The sequence below is a fragment of the Aminivibrio sp. genome, assembly GCF_016756745.1.
Lineage (GTDB): Bacteria > Synergistota > Synergistia > Synergistales > Aminobacteriaceae > Aminivibrio.
In genome coordinates this window covers 21910-46327 of sequence record NZ_JAESIH010000065.1, presented here as the reverse complement: position 1 = coordinate 46327, position 24418 = coordinate 21910, and the positions used below count along the sequence as shown (strand labels likewise).

Genomic DNA, 24418 nt, shown 5'->3' with positions numbered 1-24418 from the left:
CCCTCAGGATGACAGGAATAGTGCCGCAAAAGCGCTCCTCGGGATGGCGGAAATAGTGCCGCAAAAGCGCTCCTCGGGATGGCGGAATCCGAGGACACGTTTCAAGCCTGTTTTTTCAGTAGCTGAGAAGTTCATTACCGAAAGGGGTGGCATTCATGCAGTGTTCCAAGTGCGGAGCGGATCCGGCGGATGGGGCGAAATTCTGCCCTGCCTGCGGGGAGGAGCAGGAGGCCCCGGCCGTCTTCGGGAATGGAAAAAGAGGCGGTCGGGTGGGGTACTCGGAAAAGATCTACGACCCTGCATTTCAGAAATACCTGAAGAACACCAACCGGTGGTCCTCCATCTTTGCAGGCGGGCTGGCCGTCATTGCCGTCGCCGGCTTTTACATCGCCGGAGAGACCGGAGCGGGGGGCATGGAAAACCCCGAGTCCCTCTACATCGGCCTTGGAATCGGGGGCATGTTTCTCGCTATCGCTTTTTTCCAGATTGTGGGCAGAAAGAGAAGCACCACCTGGGACGGCGTGGTCACTGACAAGAAAGTGAAGCAGAAGCGGCGCAAACAGAGCGCGGGCAACAACAAGAACGACTACTACTGGGTGAACTACACGGAATACACGGTGGAGATTCGCTCCGACGGCGGAAAGAAGCACTACATTGTCGTGGACGACGACGACACCCTCTACAACTATTACCAGGTGGGGGACAGGGTACGGCACCACGGCGGGCTGAAATCTTACGAGAAATACGACAAGTCCCGGGACAGCATCATCTTTTGCAATGCCTGTGCCACGAAATGTGACATCGGAGACGACGTCTGCTTCCGCTGCGGCTGCCCTCTGCTGAAATAGAAAAATGCCGCCGCTGTGCGGACTTTTCCGCCACACCTGCGTCTGGTTCTTCGGAAGCCTAAATCCGCACCTCAGCGGGGAGTGTCACCGGGGAACGCTTGGGCCGCCGGTATATTTTCTTCCGTGCCCCTGATCCTCTTTCGAACAAGGAGATAGCTTTCGGGGCCATCTGCCTCCGGGGTCTCCGCCATGTTCAGGTGAGGATACCGGGCAAGATCGTCCCGGGTCACGGACCAGCCGATGATATAGGCCGCTATACAGCCACAGGAACGCTTTTCTTTTTCTCTTGTGCCGCCTCAGTGGAGGAAGGGGGATCACCCGGAAGAAGTCTTGGCCTTTCGGACACATCTTCGATTATTTTCTCCCCGTTCCACCTCACGATCCCGAAAGCCCCGTCCTGGTGTTCGACAAGAGCGGAGCAGCTTTCAACCCAGTCTCCCGTGTTGCAGTAGACCGCATCTTTCAGGTTCCGGATCGCCGGGTGGTGTATGTGCCCGCAGATGACCCCATGAAGATGTTCTCTTCTTGTTTCTGCGAGCAATGTATCCTCGAAGTCCCCCACGAAGGCCACAGCGTCCTTCACCCTGTGTTTCAGGTACTGTGAAAGGGACCAGTAGGGAAGTCCCAACCGGGAGCGCACCATGGTGAGGATATTGTTGAGGTACAGTGAAAATGTATAGGCCGTGTCTCCGAGGAGGGCGAGCCATTTCCTGTATTTGACGACCACGTCGAATTCGTCACCGTGAATGACCATGAACCGCCTTTGGTCCGCAGTGATGTGCACAGCTCTTTTGCAGATCCTGATGCCGCCGAAATCGTAGCCTTCGAACTCGTCCACGAATTCGTCATGATTGCCCGTGATATAAAAAATTTCCGTTTTCTTCGCCATCTTGAGTATTTTCCGGATCACAAGATTGTGGGACCGGGGCCAGCGGGGATTGTTCCTGAGCTTCCAGCCATCGATGATGTCCCCCACCAGGAAGAGTTTTTCGCACCTGATCGAGGAAAGAAAGCATGCAAGCTCCTCGGCCTTGCTCCATCGCGTCCCCAGGTGAACATCGGATACGAACACGCTTCTATAGTCCATCGCCGTCACCGTGTCCCCGTCGCCTGAAGGACGGAATCGGCATCACATCCGCAGCCGGCGGAGTGGAACGATCTTCTTGCCACCTCATCGGCGATGATCTTTGCCGCTCCTGGACGCGCAATCCTTGAACAGGCCGTTCCGGCCTTCGCCAGGAGGCCCCTTTCGCACGACAGGAGGCGCACCATTCGGCCGAGGGAAACCAGGTCCGAAACGGCCCAGCCACCTCCCTGCTTCTGGATGAACTCCGCATTTCTGGTCTCCTGAAACGGTATGGGATAAACGAAAATCATGGGCAGGCCGAAGCAGAGGGCTTCGGCGACCGTCAAACCTCCAGGCTTGGTAACAAGCAGATCGGCTTCAGCGTAATGACGATGGATGTCTTCAGTGAAACCGAGCGCTTCAAAGCCTGCTTTCCCCAGGAGCGGGTGCTTTTCAAGCGTTTTCAGGAGGCTTCTGTTCCTTCCGCAGATGACTTTAAGGTTCAATTCCCCGGGAAGAGAAAGAAGAAGGTCCACGATCTGAACTGCCTTGTCGTCCGCTATGGAGCTCGCCAGAAAGAGAACGGAAAGAGAGGAGCCTGCCGGCCTGGCCATGCCGTGAGCCGCTTCGGCAATCTTTCTCCTGACGGGTATCCCCGAGAGCACAATCCTTTCGGGAGGAACACCCATACCGGTAAGCCTGTTCACGATTTCCCCGCTTCCGGCGAAGTAACAATCGACCTCTTCGGAAAACCACAAGTGATGAAGATCATAGTCCGTGATGACGGCGAACAACGGGCCGCTGTACAGGCCGTGTTTTTTCATCCGGGCGGCAATGGACATCGGCAGAAAGTGAGTGGCTACAAAGGCTTCGGGAGTGGTCTTTTTTATGAAATCGGCGAAAGGTCGTGTTCTGTTCAGGCTGATCCTGTCGATCATCCTGACGATGGGACTCTTGTCGGGGTGAATATCGGTGAGCCTGTACATCGCTCCGCAAATTCCGTGGGAGTGTTTGCCGGCCATCTGGTACACGTCGGAATAACATAAACGAAACACAGGGTCGCAAAAATCGAGAACATCGACCAAAACTCCAATTCTTCCTGCAGCATGGACACTCTCGGCTATGGCCGCTGCGGCCGACCTGTGCCCGTTTCCGGCTGTGGCATACGCTATCAGCATCGGCTTCCTCCTAAAATGCTGTCTTTTTGAACCAAGTGTAGAGGAAATTCGTAACGGAAAAGTTTCCGGGATGTTCCGGTTACGTTGCACATTTTTATGCCGGAAAAAGGGCTCTTCCTCGTCCATGAAAGGATAGCGGTACCACCTGGGGGACGGAGATTTTCCTCCGCCGGGAGGCCCGAAGGATGAGCGCAGGAAGACTTCGCCGCCCCGCAAAAAAACCCGGAAGCCGTGCGCCCCGGGGAAATCGCTGCATTCCGGACTGAAGCCCGCCGCCTTCCGGCGAAGTCACCGGCCGCCGGGCTCCGGTCCCTCCCCGTGGATTCGGGTCACAAGTATCTGGTCGATCCGGTAGTTGTCGATATCCACCACTTCGAATTTGTGGTTTCCGTACTCCACCGAGTCGGTCCGCTTGGGGACCCTCCGGAGCATGTACATGATGAATCCGGCGATGGTCTCGTAATGCTCCCATCCTTCGAACTCGTCGATATCCAGGGCCTGCATCACGTCCTCTATGGGGGTCGTCCCGTCCACCAGCCAGGAATTCTCGTCCCGCTGCACGATAAGCTCTTCCTGGAAGGGGCTGATCAGCTCGCCCATGACGGTGCTCATCACGTCCTGCAGCGTGAGGAGCCCCACGACAAGGGCGTATTCGTTCACGATGACGGCCATGTCCTCCCTGGCGTCGCGGAAACGCTCGAGGGCCTCGAAGAGGGACAGCGTATCGGGCAGGAGAAGGATCTTCCGGACGATGGGGTCGGTCCGCAGGGAGATCTTGTTTCCCTGCGCAATCCGGGGGAGGATGTCCTTCAAATCCACGTACCCCATGACAGTGTCGATGGAGTCCCTCTCGCAGACGGGATACTTGCCGTGGGGCTTCTCCGTTATCTTTGCGTAGAGGCTCTCTTCGGACTCGCCCAGGGTGAGGAAGACGATGTCGTTCCTCGACGACATGGCCGAAGCCACCCCTCTCGTGTCCAGCTCGAAGACGTTGGCGATGAGGTGTTGCTCCTTGTTCAGAAAGACGCCTGCCTGGGCTCCGGCGTCGGCCATGGCCATGACGTCGTCCGACGTGATGTCGTCCCGCCTGACGACTGGAATGCGGAAGAGCCTGAAAATCATGTCGGCCAGGCCGTTGAAGAACCAGACCAGGGGGGCGAAGAGCTTCATGCAGACGGTCATGGGGGCGGTTACGGCGAGGGCGAAGCGCTCGGGCTCTGTCATCCCCGTTCTTTTCGGGATAAGGTCCGCAAAAAGGATAAAAGCCCCCGTCACGAGGCAGAAGGAGATGGCGAAGGAGACCGTCTGGAGTGCCGGACCGTCATAGAAGGGCTGAAGCCAGGAGGAAATGTAGGGGGAGAGGGCGGATTCGCCCATGACGCCTCCGAGGATGGCCACGGCGTTCAGGCCGATCTGGATGACGGTGAAATAGTGTCCCGGGTTCTCCTGCAAATCGAGGACTCTCTGTGCCCGGTGATCTCCTTTCTTCAGCAGGAGTTTGAGCTTGATTTTACGGGCTGCGGCGAGCGAAATCTCCGACACGGCAAAAAAGGCGCTGACAAGAATCAGGGCAAGAATTCCAACTATATTGTAGCGAAAAGACATCAAGGGTACCTCCGGGTACAAACCCCATACACACAAGCCCCGCCCGCTGCTGAAGGCGCAGAAAAGACCCGACGGTTCCGGTCTTCTGACTGAATACGTTCTATTTTACACGATTTCAGGGGAGAGAAACGGCTCAAAGCGCAGGGAGAAAGGAAAGAACAAGAACCGTTTCAGGTGAAAAAAGAGAAGGGCTGCAATTCATCCCGTGCAGACCGGTCACCTTTTTTTCTTTCCCTGCTCGAGCCTCATGCAGGACTGGAGGTCATTGGAGGTGTAGGCGAGGTGATCCGCGAGGGCCTCCAGGGCGGCGGGCAGGTCTCCGGCGGCTACCGCCGCAAGGACGGCCCGGTGCTGCCGCTGGGACTCCTCCCGCATGGAGGCGAGGTGGATGCGGATGTTCCGGTCGGTCTTCTGGCGGAGCCTGGCAAGCATGTCCAGGGTGAGGGGACGGTCGGCGGGCTCGAAGAGGAGGTTGTGGAACATCTGGTTGAGGTCCCGCCAGCGGATGCAGTCCTGCTCATCGTCCATGAGATCGAGAATCTTCCCGGCGTCGTCCACGATGCGTCTGGTGATGCAGGGAAAGGCGATCTTGAGGAGGTTCGTCTCCAGGGCGGAGACCATTTCGTACAGTTCCCTCGCCTCTTCCACCGAGAGGGCGGTGACCACGGCGCCCCGGTATCCCTGGAAGGCCACCAGCCCCTCGGTCTCGAGCAGGCGCAGGGCCTCCCTGAGGGGAATGGGACTCACACCGAGGCGAAGGGCGAGCTGGGCCTGGTGGAGGGGTTTCCCCTCGGGAAGAATCCCCCGGTAGATGGCCTCCCGGAGCACCCCGGCGATATAGTAGGGCGCCGAGCTGTCGCCGCTCATGCGCTCCGCCAGGGCTTCGAGGGTCATTTCTTCGTTCATGGGAATTCCTCCTTGGTACAGTCAAAATAATATATTTTCCCCGCGAAGATTATAGGAATGCCATGGAAATTATACTCCATTGACAGGAACATCCGCTCATCACCATACTTGGGAAAAGGATTCCAAAAAAACGAAAAGGAGTGGTTACCATGGCCGTTCCCATGAAATTCCTCTCGGAAGAGCTTGACGCCATGAAGCAGGCCGGGCTCTACGGCACCATCCGGACGCTTGAAAGCCCTCAGGGGGCGTGGGTTCATATCGACGGAAAGAAATATCTGAATCTCTGCTCCAACAACTACCTCGGCCTCTGCAACGATCCCCGGCTGGTCGCCAAGGTGAAGGAATACACCGACAGGTACGGCGTGGGCCCCGGCGCGGTGAGGACCATTGCCGGTACCATGTCGCCCCACATCGAGCTGGAGAAAAAGCTCGCCGCCTTCAAGGGGGCGGAGGCCGCCATCGTGGTGCAGTCCGGATTCTGCGCAAACCTCACGGTGATCCCCACCCTGGCCGGAGGCGCTGATGACCTGATCTTCAGCGATTCCCTGAACCATGCATCCATCATCGACGCGTGCAGGCTGTCGAAGGCGAAGGTGGTCCGGTACGAGCATTCCGACATGGCCGACCTGAAGAAAAAACTTGAGGAAAACAGTGACGTGAAGGGAAAGAAGCTCCTCATCACCGACGGCGTGTTCTCCATGGACGGTGACGTGGCGAAGCTGCCCGAGATCGTGGAGCTCTGTGAGGCACACGGCGTGATCGTGGCTGTGGACGACGCCCACGGCGAAGGCGTCCTCGGCCGGGGCGGCCGGGGCATCGTGGATCATTTCAACCTCCACGGCCGGGTGGACGTGGAAATAGGCACCATGTCCAAGGCCTTCGGCGTCATGGGCGGCATGGCAGCCGGAAGCGCCGTGCTCGTGGACTACCTGCGCCAGAAAGCCCGGCCGAACCTGTTCAGCAGTGCCCTCACCATTCCCGACGTGGCGGCGAACCTCGCCTCCGTGGAAATCCTCCGGGAGAGCGAGACCCTGGTGAAGAAGCTGTGGAGCAACGGAGATTTCCTGAAGAGGGAACTCGGGGCACTGGGCTTCGACACGGCGCACAGCGAAACGCCCATCACCCCGGTGATCATCGGCGAGGCGTCCGACGCGAAGGCCTTCAGCGCGAAGCTTTTCGAGCGGGGGGTCTTTGCCACCGCCATCGTCTTCCCCACGGTTCCCAGAGGAACCGCCCGCATCCGGGCAATGGTCTCGGCGGCCCATTCCGAGGACGACCTCCGGTTCGCCGTGGAACAATTCGCCGCCGTGGGCAGGGAAATGGGGGTCATATCTTGAAGAGGATCGTCGTCACGGGGGCGGGCGGCCAGATCGGCGTCGAGCTCACCCCCTTCCTGAGGAAAATCTACGGCGCGGAAAACGTGCTCGCCACTGCCAGGAGAAACATTCCCGGCCCCGTCTCCGAGGGGGGGCCCTTCGAGCTGCTCGACGTACGGGACGGAAAGGCTTTTTCTGACCTGCTGGGCTCCTTCCGGGCCGACACGGTGATCCACCTGGCCGGGGTCCTCTCCGCCAAGGGCGAGGGTGATCCTCTTTTGTCGTGGGACATCAACGTATGCGGCTCCTGCACCGCCCTGGAAGCGGCCCGGGAACGGGGGGCGGCCTTCTTCTTCCCCAGCTCCATCGCGGCCTTCGGCCCCACCACGCCGGCGAAGAACACCCCCCAGGACACCATCCAGCGCCCCACCACCATCTACGGCGTGGCCAAGGTGACCATGGAGCTGCTCTGCGACTATTACCACAAAAAATTCGGCATGGACACCCGGGGACTCCGCTTCCCCGGCCTGATCAGCTACGAGGCCCTTCCCGGCGGCGGCACCACGGACTACGCGGTACACATCTACTACGATGCCGTCAGGAAAGGCAGCTACACCAGCTTCATCGCGAAGGGAACCTACATGGACATGATGTACATGCCCGATGCCCTCGCGGCGGTGGTGAAGCTCATGGAGGCCGACCCGTCGAAGCTCGTTCACCGGAACGCCTTCAACGTATCAGCCATGAGCTTCGAGCCTGAGGAGATCGCCGCGTCCATCCGCAAAGTAATGCCCGAATTCACCATGGATTATGACGTGGATCCTCTCCGGCAGAGCATAGCCGAATCCTGGCCGGACTCGCTGGACTGCAGTGCCGCCAGGGAGGAGTGGGGATTCGCCCCGGAGTACGACCTGGACCGCATGACTGAAGACATGCTGTTGAGGCTGAAAGAAAAGAAATGATCTGCAAAAAATACCCCGGGCCCGGACCGGGGTATTTTTTAATCTGAACCGTTTTGCCAAACAAAAAACCCCCGCTTGTGAACCGCTCCACCGGAGCCCGGTAAAACCGGCACGGGAGGCAGTTCATTTCCGGGGGCTTTTTACGCTCTCTCAGAGCGAATGTTTGCTGAACTGTTCGCGGATGCCCTTCACCGCCGCCGCGAGGGCGTCGGGGTCGAGGACCATTTCCATCATGCTGATCTGCGCTTCCCATTCTGCGGGATCGCACTCTTCGCGAATATCCTGTTCGAAAATGTGGTACACGGGGAGTCCCAACGAGACTCCCGCGAGAGGGCCTGCAAAGGTCGGATCGCCGTTGGTTACGGTCTCCGCGTAGATCTCCGCGCCTTCGGCGTCGGAGGAACCGAGGATGACCACAACGTTTTCCGCTCCGAATTTCTCAGCGGCATCCTTGATGCGCTGCTGATTCTGCAGGTCCATCGCTCCGGCGGCGGTTCAGACGAAGCACTCCGTCACGGAGAATTCGATGGAAGCGCCGCTCCCCTTCAGGCATGCCTCCATGGCAGGTCCGGGAACGCCGTCCCGCTCACCGAGGAGTAGCAGTTTCTTTCCTGTCAGTTTGCCCATTTTTCCACCTCCTTTCCGGAATAAGATTACCTCCAAAAAGACGTCCCGTCCAGCGGGGCGGTTCCTTCTTCGTAGACCTCCCGAAGGAGCGAAAGAGGTATGTCGTCCCTGAGGCGGCATGGTTTCCCCTCTTCGGGAATCACCAGCCGGGGGGAACCGCCGGAAAATTTCTTGTCCATGATCAGGTACGGGGCTATTTCGTCCCAGGGGAGATCGGGCATCAGGGGAAGGCCGAAAGAACGGAGCAGTCTCCCGATTCTTCGGGCGGTGCTCTCCTGCAGCTCTCCGAGTCGGGATGCCGCCCTTGCGGCGATCATCAGCCCCGCAGCCACGGCGTCGCCGTGCTTCCAGCGGCTGAACCCCGAGGCCGCTTCGAGGGCGTGCCCCACTGTATGGCCGAGGTTCAGCCGGGCCCGGGCGCCTGACTGCTCCTGTTCGTCTTCCGAGACCACCGCAAGCTTTATCCTTGAGCATTCCGAAACAAGCCGGAGAAGAACCCCGCAGTCGCGCCTCAGGATGGGGCCTGCGCTCTCCTCGAGCCGGGAAAGGAAGCTCCAGTCCTCACCCACCCCGTATTTCACCGCTTCGGCGAGCCCCTGCCGGAAGTCTTCCTCCTTCTGGGAGCGGAGGCACTCTACGTCCGAGAGGACCCATTCGGCGGGATGGAAGGCCCCAACGAGATTTTTCCCCTCCGGGAGATTCGCGCCGGTCTTCCCGCCGATCGCGCTGTCCACTTGGGCGAGGAGGGTGGTGGGACACTGGATGAGCCGGATGCCCCGCATCCAGGTTGCGGCCGCGAAGCCGGCCGCGTCGCCCACGACGCCTCCTCCAAGGGCGAGAATCGTGTCCGTACGCTCCATTCCGCACCCGGCGAGAGATGCGTAGATACCGCCGATACTGGAAAGACTTTTCCCTTTCTCCCCCCGGGGGATGAGGTGCATGCTCTTTCGGTTTCCGGGATAGTCCCCGAAAAGGGGCCCGGTGATTTCATCGGCCACCACGAAGGGGCATTCATCCCGCCCGGTCAGGGAGTTCAGCCGGGGGAGGAGTCCCCTGCCGACGACGACCCTTGTGGGAAAAGAGCCGCACCGGAGTCGGATGTCTCCAGGCTCCGTGGTTTCCGCCCGGCCGGTTATCTGGCGAGCATTCTTTCCCACGGAGTTCCCTCCCCCCGGACCGCTTCCATGATTCTTTTCGCCGCCGTCATGAGCCGGGAGAATTCTTCCGGGTCGAGGGACTGGGGACCGTCGCAGAGGGCGGTCCCGGGGTCGCAGTGAACTTCTACGAGCAGGCCGTCGGCGCCTGCTGCGATAGCGGCGAGGCTCATGGGGAGCACCAGGTCTCTCCTGCCCGTAGCGTGGCTCGGGTCCGCCACAACGGGGAGGTGGGTCAGGGACTTGAGCAGGGGGATGACCCCCAGATCCAGGGTGTTCCGGGTGTTCCGGTCGAAGCTCCGGATGCCCCGCTCACACAATATGACCCGGTCGTTGCCTCCCGCAAGGATGTATTCCGCGGCCTGGAGCCATTCCTCTACCGTGGCGGCCATACCTCGCTTCAGAAGCACGGGCCTGTCCAGTCGGCCGAGCACCCTGAGGAGGCTGAAATTCTGCATGTTTCTCGCCCCCACCTGGAGGATGTCCACGTGGGGGGCCACCCATTCCGCCTCCTCGGGGGACATCACTTCGGTGATCACCGGGAGCCCCGAGGCTTTCCCGGCTTCCTTCAGAAGGGCGATCCCCTCGCTTCCGAGCCCCTGGAAAGCGTAGGGGTGAGACCGGGGCTTGAAGGCACCCCCGCGGAGCACCCCGGCTCCCGCCTTCCGGACGGCCAGGGCCGTTTCCAGAAGCTGGTCCCTGCTTTCGACGGCGCAGGGACCGGCCATGACAATGGGGTCACCTTCTCCGAGAACCACGCCGGGGGCAATCTTCACCGGCGTGGACCCGGGATGCACCGCACGGCTGGCGAGGGGGTAGCAGCAGGGAACGGCATTCACTTTTCGGACTCCGGGAAGGGCGCTGATGCATGATGTGTCCGTTCCGTCGGACGCAACGATATAAGATGTTTCTCTCCCGGACACGACCCGGCAGCTCTTTCCGCCCCGTTCCACGGATTCGCGCACCCGCTCCAGATCAATTCCCGTACTGTTCTGCGCCATTTCGACCACTATCATGATTCTTCCTGCCCCCTTTCAGTATGCGTTCCCGTAAAAAAACGCCGGAACCGGGGTGTAGAAACCCGGTTCCGGCGATTGTTCCTTTTCTTTGTTCCGGTGCTTCCCTAGACTTGCGCTGCTCCAGGGGATGGCGGATACGAAGAGGCCGAAGACGGATCTCTACGGAAAGCCGGGCCGGTGGCGCAATAAAGCCACAGGCCGCCGGTAAACGCGAACCCGAAAAATCCGCCGTCGAAATGGCTGTTCGTGAAAACCGTCAGCTTGGTCATGGGCCGTCTCCTTTTTTTGCAATGTTCCGCAGGATGATGTTGATGGATCATTTTAGCCTTCCGGGAGTATTTGTCAAGGGGAAATGTCGTTCCTAAATCCGCACCCCAGCGGGGAGTGTCACCGGAACTCGCTTGGGCGGAGGGGTGCGGATTGTCGTCCGTGACAACTGCCCAGGCGAGTCCAGCGGCTCCCTGCGTTCGCCGGCTGCCTGCCTGTGAAACCGACATCCATGCCGGTTTCTCTCCCCCTCAGGCGCCCTTCCCCAGGGGATCCATCCGCAAAGAGCGCGGAGCGAGATCGCTTCGCCCCCGGGGAGGGCGAATTCACCACCGGTCTGCTCTGTCTTTCCGGGATCAGCAAAGAATTCCCGCCCAGAGGATCCCTTCGGGCAGGAGCAGCGGGAGCAGGCCGTCCGGTTTTTTCCGGAGGCGGGGATCGTCGCCGGACACCTCTTCCTGAGGCAGAAGGTCGAGCTCGATGCCCCTGTCGGAGCAGTTGACGGTGAAGAGGCCGTTGCTCACGTTGAGAAACTCTTCCACGGCTGCCCGGGCCATTTCGTCGTACGAGCCGGACGCAAGGTCGGAGAATCTCCGGGCCAGGTCGGCCAGGACGGGTTCCTCGGCGGAGATGAAGACGGCAAGCTCCCGGTCACCCTTCATGGGCTGCAGAAAGGTGATGAGTTTCCCGTTCCCTTTCTCGGCCAGGGGATCGAGAGCTGCGGCTGGGTCCACGAAGCGGATGACGTTCCTGACGAAGAGTTCCGCCCAGGTCCTGACGAGGGGGGTTTTCCCGCCGGGCTGTCCGGCGAGGATCGAGGCCACGGCCCTGTCGGTGTCGCCGCCTGTCATGGCTTCGTACCCTTCGGGAGAAAGGCCCGATTTTTCCCTGTACATTTCGAGGGCCCTGACCAGTCCCTCATGGGAGAGAATCCGGTCCTCCACGAGAATCTGCCCCAGGAGGACGTGCTCGTTCTTCTGGGCGGAAAGAAGTTCTTCCAGCTGCTCAGCCGTGAGGTAGCCCTTCTTTATGGCGATCTGGCCGAACCGCTTGTCTTCCGTCTTCTGGATCCTGTTGACTTCCCTCACCTGGGCCGGGGTCATATAGCCCCGTGCCAGGGCGAGAATTCCCACCAGGGGGCGGGCATCGCTCAGCCTGGCGAGCGCCCGGGAAAGAGTCTGCGGAGTGACGATGCCCTCCTGAAGAAGGAATTGGCCGAAATGCCGGGAAAACATCAGTCCAATTCTCCTTTCAGAATTCTCCGGAGGATGGTGTGGATAATGTCCTTCTCGAAGGGTTTCTGGATGAAATCGAAGGCTCCCGCGTCGATGGCGGTCATGAGGTTTTTCTTCGTGCCTGTCGTCGACGCCATGACGACCCGGGCCGAAGGATCCTCCTCCCTGATTTCCACCAGGGCGTCGAGGCCTGATTTTTCAGGCATGACGATATCCATGAACACGAGATCGGGGTGGCGCTCCCGGTAAATGTCCACGGCCTCACTGCCGTTCCTGGCCTCGAATATGTTTCTTACGCCCCACTCTTCAAGAATGAACCTGAGCGTTTTCCGGATCATCGCGGAGTCGTCGCAGATAAGCACGGAATATGTTTTTTCGTTCAAAGGAAAGCCTCCCAGATGGAATTCTCCCGGGGGAGAGGGTATTGTCTGAATTATATCATGACCATTCCCGTTGAAATGATGGTTTTCGGGGGAATTTTCGGCCATTCCTCTCGCATAAAGGGCTGGAAAGATTGGACATCTTCCGGAGAGATGCAATAGAATAGGCCCAAATGGCGTGCACCGGAAGGGGAAAAGAGAGAATGGAGCAGGTTCACAGGCATATTGATGAGCGCTTTGAAAGCCACCTGTCGGCAGGATGAAAAAGCCGCCGGTACACATCTTTCTGGACCCGGAAAAGTGCAGGGGATGCGGCCTGTGCATGGATATCTGCAAGAGGGGTGTGATAGCCTTCCGGGAGGAGGCGAACGCCTGCGGGTGCAGGCCCGTAATCGTTGTTCATCCAGAGAAGTGCGTTCTCTGCGGGTTCTGTATCGCCGTGTGCCCCATGCATGCCATACAACTGAAAAAATGATGAAATCGCAGGATCCGTCCGCGCTTCCCGCAGGGAAGGAATCATGGAAAAACAGTCCCTGAAAGGAAACGAGGCTGTCTCGGAAGCGGCAATGCCGAGGGGATGCCGGTTCTTCTCAGGGTATCCCATAACGTCCCGGAACGAGATTCCGGAGTACGTGTCCCACGAGGACATGCCCGCCGTCGGCGTCTTCTTCCTGCCGAGGGGAGGAACGACGAATTGCTCGGCCGCCGTTTCCGTTGGCGAGATCGGCGATCCGTGTGTCGCGGTACGTGGACGTTCTCCTCGCCATGAACCAGCCTCCCCTGGAGGAGTTCCTCGGCTCCGGCCGGGGGAATCATCCTGCTCAACGGCTCCCTTTGCCGGTGGAAGGGGAAGCGGCCCTTCGGGACCGTTTTTTTCCAGGGGAAGGGGGAGTCCTGACCCGGTTCAGGGGCCGGAGAACTCCTCCAGGGAGTGGGCCGCCTCCAGTTCGAGGAGCCACGTTTTCAGTTCAAGTCCGCCGCCGTAGCCCACGAGCTTTCCGTTCGCCCCTATGATCCTGTGGCAGGGAATGAAGATGGCGATGGGGTTCCTCGCATTGGCCATGCCCACAGCCCTGACCGCCTTCGGGTTTCCCGAGGCGATGGCGAGATCCTTGTAGCTTGCCGTCTTTCCGTAGGGGACCTCCACGAGTTTTTCCCACACCGTTTTCATGAAAGTGGTTCCCTCGGCCTTCAGGGGAAGGTCGAACTTCTTCAGCTTTCCGGCGAGGTAGAGTTCAAGCTGCCGGAAGGCCTCCTTCACTATAGGCGGCTCCTTTTTTTCGAAACCGCCACGTTCCGCCGTGTTTTTCGGCAGGCGGAGGTGGGTGATGAATTCCCCGTCGCTTCCTATGGCCATAGGGCCGACGATCGTTTCCCGCACGTACAGCATGGTTTCTCTCCTCCCATCGTGTTCCAACCCTCTTTATTGTGGCTCAAAGGGCGGAAAAAATCATCCCCGGAGTTTCTTCTTCTCGCTTCGCGTTTTTGTTCCCATTGTGCAGGAAACGGTCTGGACAGGGGGGCGTCCCTGGTGTACAAAAGAACGAAAGGACCGAATAGAATCCGAACGATTACAGGAGAAATCTCAAGGAGAACCAATGAACCCTCTATTTGACCTGCACACCCACACCATTGCGAGCGGGCACGCTTACAGCTCACTGAAGGAGAATATCGAGGCGGCCGTGGAACGGGGGCTCACCGCCCTCGGCATTTCCGATCACGCCCCAGCCATGCCCGGCACGTGCCATTCCTTCTATTTCGGGAACTACAAGGTGATCCGGGAGTCCCTCCTGGGGATCAGGATCGTGAAGGGCATCGAGGCGAACATAATTGACTACGGCGGCTCCCTCGACGCAGGGGAGGATATCCTGGGGAAGCTGGAATATGCCGTCGCGAGCCTCCACCCGCCCTGTATCCCCTTCGGGACCACGGAACAGAATACCAGGGCCCTGGTCGGCGCCATGGCAAACCCTTATGTGAAGATCATCGGCCATCCGGACGATGACCGCTACCCTCTTGACTACGAAGAGCTGGTTTTGGCGGCAAAGCGGGAGAGTGTGGTCCTCGAGGTCAACAATTCCAGTTTCTGCCCGGGCTCGGGGCGGCAAAACGGCGTGAAGAACGCCCGGACCATGCTGGAATTCTGCCGCCGTCATGACGTGCCCGTGGTGCTGGGAAGCGATGCCCACATCTGGTACGACGTGGGGGAGATGAACAACTGCATGGATCTTCTCAGGGAGATGGATTTCCCCCCGGAGCTGGTGCTTAACTTTACCCCGAAGGGGCTGGACTTCATTCTGAACAGGAACGGTGACGGCGCCGCCCTTCCCGTTTCCGGAGGAGCGTCCGCCGGAGAGGCATGATCCCGGCGGGAAAAGAAGGGTTACTACCTTTCCTTGAGCTTCCGGAGGACGGCGCAGATCTTCCGGGCGGATGGAGTTTACCCGCAAAACGGGAAAAGAGCTTCAACCGCCTGAAAAGGAGGGAAAACCGTGGAACGGGGAAACGAAAAGGGTTTATTCCCCCGTTTGAGCGTCTTTCCGCTTCCGTTGGGGGACGGAACCTGCGGATTTAGAAATGCAGAGTTTTATTGTCATTGTCGCGTACCTGTTCATCCTTCTCGGTGTCACGCTCTACAGCGTGAGGTCGCAGAGTGTGAAGAACGTCGAGGGTTTCTTCCTCGCCAATCGCGGCGTCAGCTCCGTGCTTCTCCCCCTGGCGATGATCGTCCCCATGCAGAGTACCTTCGCCGGGAATGACGGTCATGATGCCGATGGCGCCATACTTTTCCACACCGATCAGCGAACACAGCACGTGGCCGGGGTTGCAGATCGTGTGCGCCGGCGTCACCTGCTTTCCCGATATGTACTCATGAATCACCCTCGCCTTGGTCCCGTCCCTCTTGGAGTCGTCTCCTTCAATCTTTCAAGTAAGTTCTGAAAAAAGCGATAAATCATCCATCTTGTTATCGATATAGCGAAATTTTTCATTGGGGGGAGATTTCGCACCCCAGAAGGGCGCCTATCGATGTGGAGATGCGGTGTTGCATCTCCCACCCCGCGTACGAAAGGCCACGGGACGTGACGTACAGAAAGTCCATATCCCATTGCATTGTTTCGAGCCCCGGTATGTAGGCCGGCCCGACGGATCCTTTCCGTAGTTTTTTCCTCACGCCGCTTTCCGAGACGATGCCCGCGCCCAACCCCTCTTCGACGAATTTCACGATAAGGTCAATGGAGTCCGCCTCCACTTTTTTCAACGGCTTGATCCGGTTGTTCATAAGCACCCTGTCAACGAAGTAGGAAAGCGGATGCGGCGCAACGTATCCTATCACGGTGATCGTCTCCAGATCTTTGGGTTCGACGAATTTCCCCTCCAGACGATGCCCCTTGGGAACGATGAAGACGAGCTTTTCGTGGCAGAGCGCCCTGACCGTCAGCTCCGGGTCGTTGGAGCAGGCGAAGTTCTTTCCCGCGATTGCGAACTCCACCTCTCCGGACTTGAGTTTCGCGATCACGTCGATGGTCATCCCGGTGAATACCGAAACGTTGATGTTGGGAAAGTCCTTGTGAAACTCCTTGAGCGTCTCGGGCAGGATCGCATGCGCGATATGGTTGGTGACGCCGATGGACAGGGCGCCGCACTCAAGCAGTTCGAGGGCCCGCAAACGGTTCGGGAGCGAGTCGGCGAGAAGCAGCATTTCCTTCCCGAGCATATAGAGGGCCCTGCCCTCGGGAGTAAGACAGATACCGTTGCGGTTCCGGTGCAGGAGGCGCACCTTGTACTCCTCTTCCAGAGCGGAGACATGGTAGCTCACGGAAGGCTGCGAGAGATACAGGGCCTCGCCTGCAGTCCGAAACGAACCCTTCTCAACGACGCAGCAAAACACTTTCATTCGATCAAGATTCATTGCGAATCCCCTTTCAGCTATATTCGGAAGTCAACTTTCTCAGGATGTTGAAAACCCTAAATCGGTGTGATGACAAGGAAAAAGCAGATAAAACGCCCATCCTGTTCTTCAGGAAGCCGGGTGTTTTTCGTATGAGCATTACGCGTACATCAGCTCCGAAAAAGCTTCCCTCAACTCCATCCCGGCGCGGATTGCCGACTTCAGCATTTCCGGAAGAGCGATCGGTCAAGGACGTGTCGAAGAAGGTCTTCCAGAGGAAGACGAGGACGAAGAGAAAATGCAGGACCCTGGCGTGCGGAATTCCCTTTCCCGCCCCGGCTGAGCAGTTGAAGAGGCAGGAGATGCCGAAGGTGCGAAAAAACGCCGCGGCGGAAAAAAGAGTATCGTCGTCTGAATCGGCATGATGTGAAAAGGAAGTCACGGGAAGGCCTCCTTTTTGTAGTTTTGTTATTTCACGACAACTATTTTACAAAACAGGGGCCTTCCTGTCATTTTATTCAGTCATTCCTAAATCCGCACCTCAGCGGGGAGTGTCACCGGGGAACGCTTGGGCGGGGGGTGCAGATTGTCATCCTTGACAACTGCACCTGAAACCGACATCCGTGTCGGTTTCTCGGCCCGGGCGCCCTCCCCAGGGGATAATCTCTTCGCCCCTGGCGGGGCGAATTCACCTTATGCCCGGCGACATTCCCTCTGCCTGAAAAACCTGCGGATTTAGGTCATTCCAACGGTTTTTTCGGAGGCCAAGGCACTGCGGAAGTTGAGATGCACCGCAAAAGTCATAGGCGGATCAGGAAGGTGCAAGATCCTCCCGCAGAATTTCCAGTCCACTGCGGAGCCGCCGGTAGGTGCGCAGGGGCGATCCGGGGCGTCAGTCGAGCCGGAAAAGACTGCTGAACGAGTCAAGTGAAGCTGGGGGCCGCAGCGCAAGCGAACCGGCGGTGATCTCGAAAACGCGGTTGTCGTCGGTGATCCTGCCTAACAAGGAGAAGCCTGACTCCGATGACCGAAGCAACGGAAAGAAACAGGCATCGCCTCGGCTGTGGTGATTAGGGGCGGCACGCATCGAAGGACGTATATGGAACACGGGAGGCCTCCCTGGTCCGGGATTGCGCCCCGTGGGAAGGAAAAATATAAGGCGGAGGCCGAGATTTACAATGCCCAACCGAAGAGGAGGGTATCACCGGACTCGGACTGAAGATCAACGAGGAAAAGGTGGACATCGGACGATCCGGGTGTTCTTTGCCCCTAAGAGGAAGGGCGGACACTCCGGAAGTGCTTGAGCTGAACGATGTGGGCCTTCTCACTCTACTTTAAGAATAAATCGATATATAGAATCAATTTATTGGCTTAATTGTTTTTTAGTGTGTTGCAATTCAGAGAATCTATGAATAAACTCGACAATGTTTCGTTCGAATGCGCTCCGGATTTTCCTCCCCCGCTTGTCCGTGTGCGGTTCCCCGTACTGGGAGTTTTCCGCGATCGCCTGCGGAACCCCCAAACCAGCCAGTGGTTCTCCGGCGGACGAGCCGGCAGTTCGGAAGAAAGCTTTTGCCGCGTCTATTGTACATCACGGAGTTGAAAAATACGGATTTTTCCCGGAATTTGGTTACGGAGACTCTTTGATTGTATCTCCGGCAACTGTGTGCAAAGGAGGGTTTTTGATGGATGTCGGTATGCTGAAAGACTGGTTTGCCCGAATGTACCCCGTCGGAGCGGCGAAACGGGGCGTCACCCGCTTGGGATACTCCGATGAAGAGGACGAAATGCATGCTCTGCTGCGGAGTTTCGCTGAGGAGCTTGGTTTGATCGCCACGGAAGACTCCTTTGGGAATACCTTTATCTCTTTTCCGGGCGCGAAGGCGGGAGGCAGGGTGCTGATCGGCTCCCATCTCGACTCCGTCCCCGAAGGAGGACGCTATGACGGAGTTGCGGGCGTGCTCGCGGGACTCCTGACGATGGCGGAGTTCGGTGCGGAGAAACGTTCCATCCCGCTGGAGACGGTCGCATTCCGCTGCGAGGAGTCCTCCGCTTTCGGCTTGGCGACGGTGGGAAGTGCGCTTTTTGTTGGGATGATCGACCCGGAGACGCTGCACATCGCGAAAAACGCTGACGGAAAAAGTCTCTACGACGCGATGAAGGAGAAGGGGTATACGCCGGATAATGTTTCTGCTCCCTCGGATATTCTGGCGTATCTTGAGCTGCATATCGAACAGGGACGCGTCCTGGAGGCTGCGGGGAAGAAGCTGGGTATCGTCAGCGCAATCGCCGCCCCCGTTCGTTTCCGTGTGTTCTTTGAGGGACGGCAGGATCACTCGGGGGCCACACCGATGGGAATGCGGAAGGATTCGCTGTGCGCGGCGGGCGAGGCGCTACTCGCCGTCGAACGCTGCGGCGAGGCGGAAAGCGAATTTGCGACGGTGGCGACCGTCGGAATTATTCGAAACGAGCCCAACGCGTTGAACGTCATCCCCGGATGTACGTCCCTTGGGGTCGATGTGCGCGGTATCGACGCGGAGAGCGTGCGGCGCGCTGTTGACGCTATACGGAAGGAAGTCGCGGAGATCGGGAGGAGGCGGGGGGTCCGCTTCCGTTTCGAGGAGATCTCTTCGTCCATGCCGGTGATGATGGATCCGTCCATTGTGCACGGGCTGTGCTCCTCGGCGGAAAGGCTGGGCGCGGATTTCATGACGATGCCCAGCGGGGCCGGGCACGATGCGATGAAGATAGCGCCGTACGCGCCTTCCGGGATGGTCTTCATCCCTTGCCGCGACGGTGTGAGTCATAGTCCGGAAGAGCACGCCGAGATAGACGACGTGTTTCTGGGCGCGCGTCTTTTGCACGAGTTTTTGAGTACGAACTGGAAGGAGAATGACCGATGCTTTTCATTTCCGACGGCTATGTAGTGGACCCGGCGAGCGGTTTGAACGGACGGAGCAACATCCTCACACGGGACGGCAGGGTGGCGGAGATCGGGCCGGATGTGCGCTGCCCCGACGGAGCGCGGAAGGTAGACGCGAGCGGGTTGACCGTCGCCCCAGGCTTCGTCGATATTCACTGTCACTTCCGCGATCCCGGCTTCACGTACAAGGAGGATATCCATTCCGGGGCGCTCTGCGCGGCGGCGGGCGGTTTCACCACCGTGGTCTGCATGGCGAACACTTCGCCCGCGATGGACTCCCCCGAGCTGGTGCGGGAGTTCATGCACAAGGCGGCGGCGGAGAAGATCGAAGTGCTCACAGTCGGGGCGATTACCCGCGGACTCGGCGGGAAGGATCTGGTCGACATGAAGGCACTGCTCGACGCTGGAGCGGTCGGATTCTCCGACGACGGAAAGCCGTTGATGGATGCCGGTCTGGTGTTGCGGGCCATGCGGGCTGCAAGGGAAGCAATGGTCCCGCTCAGTTTTCACGAGGAGGACCCGTCGCTCATCACGGCAAACGGAGTGAACGCCACGTCGCCGCATATCGCGGAGGACGTGCTGGTGGCCAGGGACATCGAATTGGCGCTGGCAACGGGGGCGAAGGTGAATATTCAGCATCTGAGTTCCGCCGCCTCGGTGGAGCTTCTCCGGCAGGGCAAGCGCCGCGGGGCGAGCGTGTTCGCGGAGGTCACACCGCATCATTTCAGCCTGACGGAGGATGCGCTGCGGCAGTTCGGCCCCAATGCGAAGATGAACCCTCCTCTCCGGACGGAAGAGGACAGGCAGGCGTTGATCGAGGGGCTGGCCGACGGAACGATCGATTGTATCGCCACCGACCACGCGCCCCACGCCGCGCACGAGAAGGACGTCCCGCTCGAAAAAGCGATGAGCGGGATCATCGGCCTTGAGACTGCGTTCGCTCTTGCCGTGACCAATCTCGTCGCTCCGGGGCGTCTCTCCCTTCCCGAGCTTGTCCGGAAAATGTCGCTCAACCCGGCCCGCCTGTACGGTTTCGACAGGGGGACTCTCGCACCGGGGAAACGGGCGGATATCGTCGTCTTCGACACGGACGAAGAGTGGACCGTGAGCGGCACGCTGTCGAAGTCGCGCAACTCGCCGTTTATAGGAAGCAGGCTCAAGGGAAAGGTGAAGTATACCGTTTCAGGAGGGGAGATCGTCTATGAGGGTTGAAAGGACGAAGCTCCTGTACAACTACGAGGTGAAACCCGGCTACATGCTGATGGCCTTTCGGGCGGATTCCCTCCGGGATGCCCGTCCGGGTCAGTTCCTGAGCGTTTCCGCTCCGGATGCGCTGAAGGAGGGGATGCTGCTGCGGCGGCCGTTTACGTTCTACCGGCTGGACGGAAATCTGGTGCAGGTGATGTACAAGATTGTCGGCGAGGGGACCCATCTTTTCGCCTCGCTCGAGGCCGGAGCGGGGATCGACGTTCTGGGGCCGAAAGGAAACGCCTTCTCGGTCTCTGAAAAGACGCGTGCGCTGCTGCTTGCCCGGGGGGTCGGACTGGCGTCGCTGGTCTTTCTGGGCGAAACGCTTGCAAAAAAGGGGCGAGAGGTCGTCACCGTAGGAAGCTTCAAGGACAAGAACGCCGATCTGGTCGACGGAGGTGTCGAAGGGTTTTCGAAGAGGCTCTATAAGCTCTTCGATGGCGACGGGAGCAGCGCTCCCGAAAACGTCGAGCGGATTCTTGCCCAAGAAAAGCCGGACGTGGTCTACACATGCGGCTCGAAGCGGTTGATCCGCATGCTCCAGAAGATGGACGTCGAGGCATTTGCAACGCTGGAGGAGCGGATGGGGTGCGGCCTGGGGGCCTGCTACGGGTGTGGGGTGAACACCGTCGAGGGGTACAAGCGTGTCTGTCACGACGGGCCATGTTTCAATGTGAAGGAGGTGATTGTGTGAACAGTGCCGTGGATATGTCGGTGAAAATAGGTTCTCTCGTACTGCGGAATCCGGTCATGAATGGTTCGGGGACGTTCGGTACCGCCCCGTACGGAGAGCATGTCGATTTCTCCAGGATCGGCGCGGTTGTCGCGAAGAGCGTGACGCAAAACCCCAGGCAGGGCAATCCGCCGCCGCGTATCACGGAGGTTCGTTCGGGCGTCATCAACGCAGTCGGTATCCAGAACGCGGGCGTGCGGGAGTTCATCGAGCGGAAACTCCCCGAGATGAGGAATTTTGACGTGCCGTTGATCGTGAGCATCTCAAATACCATGCTCGACGATTTCGGGAGGTCTGTCGCGCTTCTGGAGCGGGCGGAAGGCATTGCTGCTTACGAGATCAACGTCTCCTGTCCGAATCTCGAATGCGGCGGGCGGGCGTTCGGTATGTCCCCCGACGATACACGGAAGGTCACGGAGAGCGTCCGGCGCGAGGTTCGTTCGGCGCGTCCCGTGATCGTCAAACTGACCCCCAACGTCACCGATATCGTGGAAATCGCGAAAGCAGCTGCCGACGGAGGAGCCGACGCATTGACCGTCGCCAATACGTATATCGGCATGGTTGTTGATCTGCGGACGCGCAGACCCGTCCTCGGAAACACGTACGGGGGCGTTTCCGGCCCGGCGATCAAGCCGCTCACGATGCGCCATGTCTTCAACGTGTCGCGGGCCGTGTCGCTGCCTGTGCTCGCCTCGGGCGGCATCTGCACGGCGAAGGACGCGCTCGAATACCTGATGGCCGGGGCGACCGCCGTTCAGGTGGGGTCAGCGAACTTCTCCGATCCGGCCATCATGGAACGTATCGTCGACGGGATCGCCTCGTATCTGCACACGCAGGAAATCGCCTCCGTCTCGGAGTTCATCGGAAGTATCATCGCGTAGGCGTTCAGTCGGAAACCCCGGCAGTCGCCGGGGAGAGTCGCATAAGGAGGTAACGATATGAGCAACAAGAAGGTATTCTGGATCTTTCTGGTGCTTCTCTGCGCCGCCGCACTGCCGTTTCCCTTCACTGCCCGGCCGGAACCGTATCTCTTCGGCTGGCTTCCGTTCCCGCTTTTTTACTGGTGGATTCTTGTTGTCGTCAACTTTGTCTTTTTGTCCCGGGTGACCAAAAGCTGGCTTGCCGAGCAGCGGAAAAAAGAGGAGGGAAAGTAAATGAGCATAGGAATGCAGAGTTTTATTGTCATTGTCGCGTACCTGTTCATCCTTCTCGGTGTGACGCTCTACAGCGTGAGGTCGCAGAGTGTAAAGAACGTCGAGGGTTTCTTCCTCGCCAACCGAGGCGTCAGCTCCGTGCTTCTCCCCCTGACGATGATCGCCGCCATGCAGAGCACCTTCGCCTTCCTGGGCGCCCCCGGCATGTACTATCTGCACGGCGTCGGATTTATCGTGCTCGTACTCTCCCAGGGGTGGTGCGCCCTGATGGTGATCTACTTCGGTTCGAAAATCAACGGGCTCGGCAGGAAGTACGGCTATATGACCATAGGAGACTACTTTGAAGACAGGTTCGACAGCCGCTTCCTGAAAGTCTGGTCCGCAGCGATCTCGGCCCTGATGACTGTTGTCTTCCTCGCCATGCAGTATGTGGGAAGCGCCCGCGCCATAGATGTGATCACGCGCGGCGAGGTGCCCTATATCGCTGGACTTGCTATCATCGCCTTTTTCTCGCTTCTCTATGTCGTTATCGGAGGCGCCAAAAGCGTGGTGCTGACCGACGCCATCCAAGCGGTAATTCTAATTGTCGGCATCGTCATTGCCGCATGGATCGCCGTCGGGCCGTCGGGCGGCATTGTCAAGCTGTTCACCGCAGTTGCCGAAAAATCGCCGGAACTGCTCTCCCGGCCCGGACCCAAGGGGCTCTACAACGACAAGAACTGGATGATGCAGTTTATCGTGCTGCCTTTCGGCATCTGGCTTTGCCCCCACGTCTGGATGCGCTCGCTGATGGCGAAGGACGCAAAGGCGATCGCGAACTCCGCGATGAGCATCCCCCTGTCGCAGATCGTGATTTACGCCACCGCCACGCTCTTCATCGGCCTCTCCGGCCATGTGTTGCTCACCGGGCAGGTCGTTCCCGACACGGTGCTTCCCATGCTGATGAACAAGTACACCAACTGGTTCGTCGCGTCAGTCATCATCGCGGCGTCGCTGGCTGCGGGCCTTTCAACGATCAACTCCATGATCCTGGTCAGCTCGCAGCTCTTCTCGCAGGACATCTACAAGCTCTTCAAGGGAAAGATGGAGGAAGGGCAGAACCTCAGAATATCCCGTATCCTGACCGTGTTCATCGTCCTTCTGGGGGTCGGCATCGCGCTGCGGCCGCCGCAGGCCCTCGTCAGCGTCGTCATCGACGTGGCCTACACCGGGCTGGCGCAGCTTGCACCCGCTTTTATCCTCGGGCTCTACTGGCGCAAGTGCAACCGTGCCGGGGTGACCGCCGGCATGACGGTCGGCATCCTGATTCTCTTCTACACCAGGGTGATGAAGATCGCGCCGATGGGGTATCCTGGATTTCTCTGGGCCTTCTTCGCAAACCTGCTGCTCGTCGTCCTGATCTCCATGATGACGAAGGGCGAAGAAGAAGAACGTCTGAACCGCTTCTTCGCGAAGGCGTAGACAGGACTGAACAAACGAAGGGCGGAGGGAGCGTTTGCTCCCTCCGCCCTTCGTTTGTTCAGTCCGGGAGGCGCAGGATGTTATCCTAAATCCGCACCCCAGCGGGGAGTGTCACCGGGGAACGCTTGGACGGGGGGTGCAGATTGTCGTCCTTGACAACTGCACCCCCCGGGCGCTGTCCCCCAGGGGATAATCTCTTCGCCCCTGGCGGGGCGAATTCACCTTATGCCCGGCGACATTCCCTCTGCCTGAAAAATTTGCGGATTTAGGGTTATCTGTTTCGCGTCTCCGGGCGTTTCTCCAGGAAGTCGTGTTTCTCTTCTGAAAGCAATGAGATTGATTATTCATGGCTCCCGAACAGACGGGCGCTGTGGCGGAGGCCGAAAATTACCATGTCCGACCGAAGAGACTATCGCGGACTCGGACTGAAGATCAACGAGGAAAAGG

General features: G+C 59.0%; 25 protein-coding genes. 12 read left to right on the top strand and 13 right to left on the bottom strand.

The window, feature by feature from the left end:
* Positions 1-155: 155 nt before the first annotated feature.
* Complete coding sequence (locus JMJ95_RS11470) at positions 156-848, top strand: zinc ribbon domain-containing protein (protein ID WP_290685430.1); 693 nt, start codon at positions 156-158, stop codon at positions 846-848.
* Positions 849-1101: 253 nt separating this feature from the next.
* On the opposite strand, the gene JMJ95_RS11465 is transcribed toward JMJ95_RS11470, so the two are convergent.
* The 4 genes from JMJ95_RS11465 to JMJ95_RS11450 form a co-directional block, all read right to left on the bottom strand.
* Positions 1102-1935 carry a UDP-2,3-diacylglucosamine diphosphatase gene (locus tag JMJ95_RS11465; RefSeq protein ID WP_290685428.1) on the bottom strand — a complete coding sequence of 278 codons (834 nt, stop codon included), beginning with the start codon at positions 1933-1935 and terminating at the stop codon, positions 1102-1104.
* Between the two features lie 5 nt (positions 1936-1940).
* Entirely contained in the window at positions 1941-3092 is a 1152-nt protein-coding gene (locus JMJ95_RS11460; RefSeq protein ID WP_290685427.1) for a glycosyltransferase, read from the bottom strand.
* Between the two features lie 288 nt (positions 3093-3380).
* Positions 3381-4697, bottom strand: coding sequence for a hemolysin family protein (locus JMJ95_RS11455; RefSeq protein WP_290685426.1), 1317 nt, complete (start codon positions 4695-4697; stop codon positions 3381-3383).
* A 216-nt stretch (positions 4698-4913) separates the two neighbouring features.
* A complete protein-coding gene (locus JMJ95_RS11450) occupies positions 4914-5603 on the bottom strand; it encodes a GntR family transcriptional regulator (protein ID WP_290685425.1) in 690 nt (229 codons plus the stop codon).
* Between the two features lie 149 nt (positions 5604-5752).
* Between JMJ95_RS11450 and JMJ95_RS11445 the strand changes: the two genes are divergently transcribed.
* On the top strand, positions 5753-6940 hold the full coding sequence (locus tag JMJ95_RS11445; protein WP_290685424.1) for a glycine C-acetyltransferase: 1188 nt from the start codon (positions 5753-5755) through the stop codon (positions 6938-6940).
* Positions 6937-7881, top strand: a complete 945-nt coding sequence (locus tag JMJ95_RS11440; RefSeq protein WP_290685423.1) for an NAD-dependent epimerase/dehydratase family protein — start codon at positions 6937-6939, stop codon at positions 7879-7881. Before JMJ95_RS11445 ends, JMJ95_RS11440 begins: the two co-directional genes overlap by 4 nt.
* A 150-nt stretch (positions 7882-8031) precedes the next feature.
* Here JMJ95_RS11440 and grdA read toward each other — a convergent pair whose 3' ends face one another.
* The 6 genes from grdA to JMJ95_RS11410 all read right to left on the bottom strand — a co-directional run bounded on the left by grdA (position 8032) and on the right by JMJ95_RS11410 (position 12566).
* Positions 8032-8508: a glycine/sarcosine/betaine reductase complex selenoprotein A gene (gene grdA, locus JMJ95_RS11435; protein WP_290685421.1), complete on the bottom strand. Its 477-nt coding sequence runs from the start codon at positions 8506-8508 to the stop codon at positions 8032-8034.
* Between the two features lie 26 nt (positions 8509-8534).
* Positions 8535-9665 carry a 3-dehydroquinate synthase family protein gene (locus JMJ95_RS11430; RefSeq protein ID WP_290685420.1) on the bottom strand — a complete coding sequence of 377 codons (1131 nt, stop codon included), beginning with the start codon at positions 9663-9665 and terminating at the stop codon, positions 8535-8537.
* Positions 9641-10678: a 3-deoxy-7-phosphoheptulonate synthase gene (aroF, locus tag JMJ95_RS11425; RefSeq protein WP_290685418.1), complete on the bottom strand. Its 1038-nt coding sequence runs from the start codon at positions 10676-10678 to the stop codon at positions 9641-9643. Before aroF ends, JMJ95_RS11430 begins: the two co-directional genes overlap by 25 nt.
* Positions 10679-10785: 107 nt before the next feature.
* A complete protein-coding gene (locus JMJ95_RS11420; RefSeq protein WP_290685416.1) occupies positions 10786-10950 on the bottom strand; it encodes a hypothetical protein in 165 nt (54 codons plus the stop codon).
* 354 nt (positions 10951-11304) lie between these two features.
* On the bottom strand, positions 11305-12183 hold the full coding sequence (locus JMJ95_RS11415; RefSeq protein WP_290685415.1) for a hypothetical protein: 879 nt from the start codon (positions 12181-12183) through the stop codon (positions 11305-11307).
* The gene (locus JMJ95_RS11410; protein ID WP_290685413.1) at positions 12183-12566 is read right to left on the bottom strand and encodes a response regulator; all 384 of its coding nucleotides are present in this window, start codon (positions 12564-12566) and stop codon (positions 12183-12185) included. Before JMJ95_RS11410 ends, JMJ95_RS11415 begins: the two co-directional genes overlap by 1 nt.
* 256 nt (positions 12567-12822) lie before the next feature.
* On the opposite strand from JMJ95_RS11410, the gene JMJ95_RS13945 reads away from it, so the two are divergent.
* Positions 12823-13038, top strand: a complete 216-nt coding sequence (locus JMJ95_RS13945; RefSeq protein ID WP_367153801.1) for a 4Fe-4S binding protein — start codon at positions 12823-12825, stop codon at positions 13036-13038.
* A 115-nt stretch (positions 13039-13153) separates the two neighbouring features.
* On the opposite strand, the gene JMJ95_RS11405 is transcribed toward JMJ95_RS13945, so the two are convergent.
* Complete coding sequence (locus JMJ95_RS11405; protein ID WP_290685412.1) at positions 13154-13330, bottom strand: hypothetical protein; 177 nt, start codon at positions 13328-13330, stop codon at positions 13154-13156.
* A gap of 137 nt (positions 13331-13467) precedes the next feature.
* Positions 13468-13953 carry a methylated-DNA--[protein]-cysteine S-methyltransferase gene (locus JMJ95_RS11400; protein ID WP_290685410.1) on the bottom strand — a complete coding sequence of 162 codons (486 nt, stop codon included), beginning with the start codon at positions 13951-13953 and terminating at the stop codon, positions 13468-13470.
* A 208-nt stretch (positions 13954-14161) separates the two neighbouring features.
* On the opposite strand from JMJ95_RS11400, the gene JMJ95_RS11395 reads away from it, so the two are divergent.
* On the top strand, positions 14162-14926 hold the full coding sequence (locus tag JMJ95_RS11395) for a phosphatase (RefSeq protein ID WP_290685409.1): 765 nt from the start codon (positions 14162-14164) through the stop codon (positions 14924-14926).
* A 214-nt stretch (positions 14927-15140) separates the two neighbouring features.
* Entirely contained in the window at positions 15141-15503 is a 363-nt protein-coding gene (locus JMJ95_RS11390) for a hypothetical protein (RefSeq protein ID WP_290685408.1), read from the top strand.
* Between the two features lie 46 nt (positions 15504-15549).
* Here JMJ95_RS11390 and JMJ95_RS11385 read toward each other — a convergent pair whose 3' ends face one another.
* The gene (locus JMJ95_RS11385; protein WP_290685406.1) at positions 15550-16473 is read right to left on the bottom strand and encodes a LysR family transcriptional regulator; all 924 of its coding nucleotides are present in this window, start codon (positions 16471-16473) and stop codon (positions 15550-15552) included.
* 1664 nt (positions 16474-18137) lie between these two features.
* Here JMJ95_RS11385 and JMJ95_RS11380 point away from each other — a divergent pair.
* Genes JMJ95_RS11380 through JMJ95_RS11355 form a run of 6 tightly spaced genes read left to right on the top strand, consistent with a single transcriptional unit; the run spans position 18138 to position 23971 of the window.
* Entirely contained in the window at positions 18138-19379 is a 1242-nt protein-coding gene (locus JMJ95_RS11380) for a M20 family metallo-hydrolase (protein WP_290685404.1), read from the top strand.
* Entirely contained in the window at positions 19352-20587 is a 1236-nt protein-coding gene (locus JMJ95_RS11375) for a dihydroorotase (protein WP_290685402.1), read from the top strand. Before JMJ95_RS11380 ends, JMJ95_RS11375 begins: the two co-directional genes overlap by 28 nt.
* Entirely contained in the window at positions 20577-21317 is a 741-nt protein-coding gene (locus JMJ95_RS11370; protein ID WP_290685401.1) for a hypothetical protein, read from the top strand. The genes JMJ95_RS11375 and JMJ95_RS11370 overlap by 11 nt, the downstream gene beginning before the upstream one ends.
* Positions 21314-22237 carry a dihydroorotate dehydrogenase gene (locus JMJ95_RS11365; RefSeq protein ID WP_290685399.1) on the top strand — a complete coding sequence of 308 codons (924 nt, stop codon included), beginning with the start codon at positions 21314-21316 and terminating at the stop codon, positions 22235-22237. Before JMJ95_RS11370 ends, JMJ95_RS11365 begins: the two co-directional genes overlap by 4 nt.
* A gap of 57 nt (positions 22238-22294) precedes the next feature.
* Positions 22295-22510: a hypothetical protein gene (locus tag JMJ95_RS11360; protein ID WP_290685397.1), complete on the top strand. Its 216-nt coding sequence runs from the start codon at positions 22295-22297 to the stop codon at positions 22508-22510.
* Positions 22511-23971 carry a sodium:solute symporter family protein gene (locus JMJ95_RS11355; RefSeq protein ID WP_290685396.1) on the top strand — a complete coding sequence of 487 codons (1461 nt, stop codon included), beginning with the start codon at positions 22511-22513 and terminating at the stop codon, positions 23969-23971.
* Positions 23972-24418 lie beyond the last annotated feature (447 nt).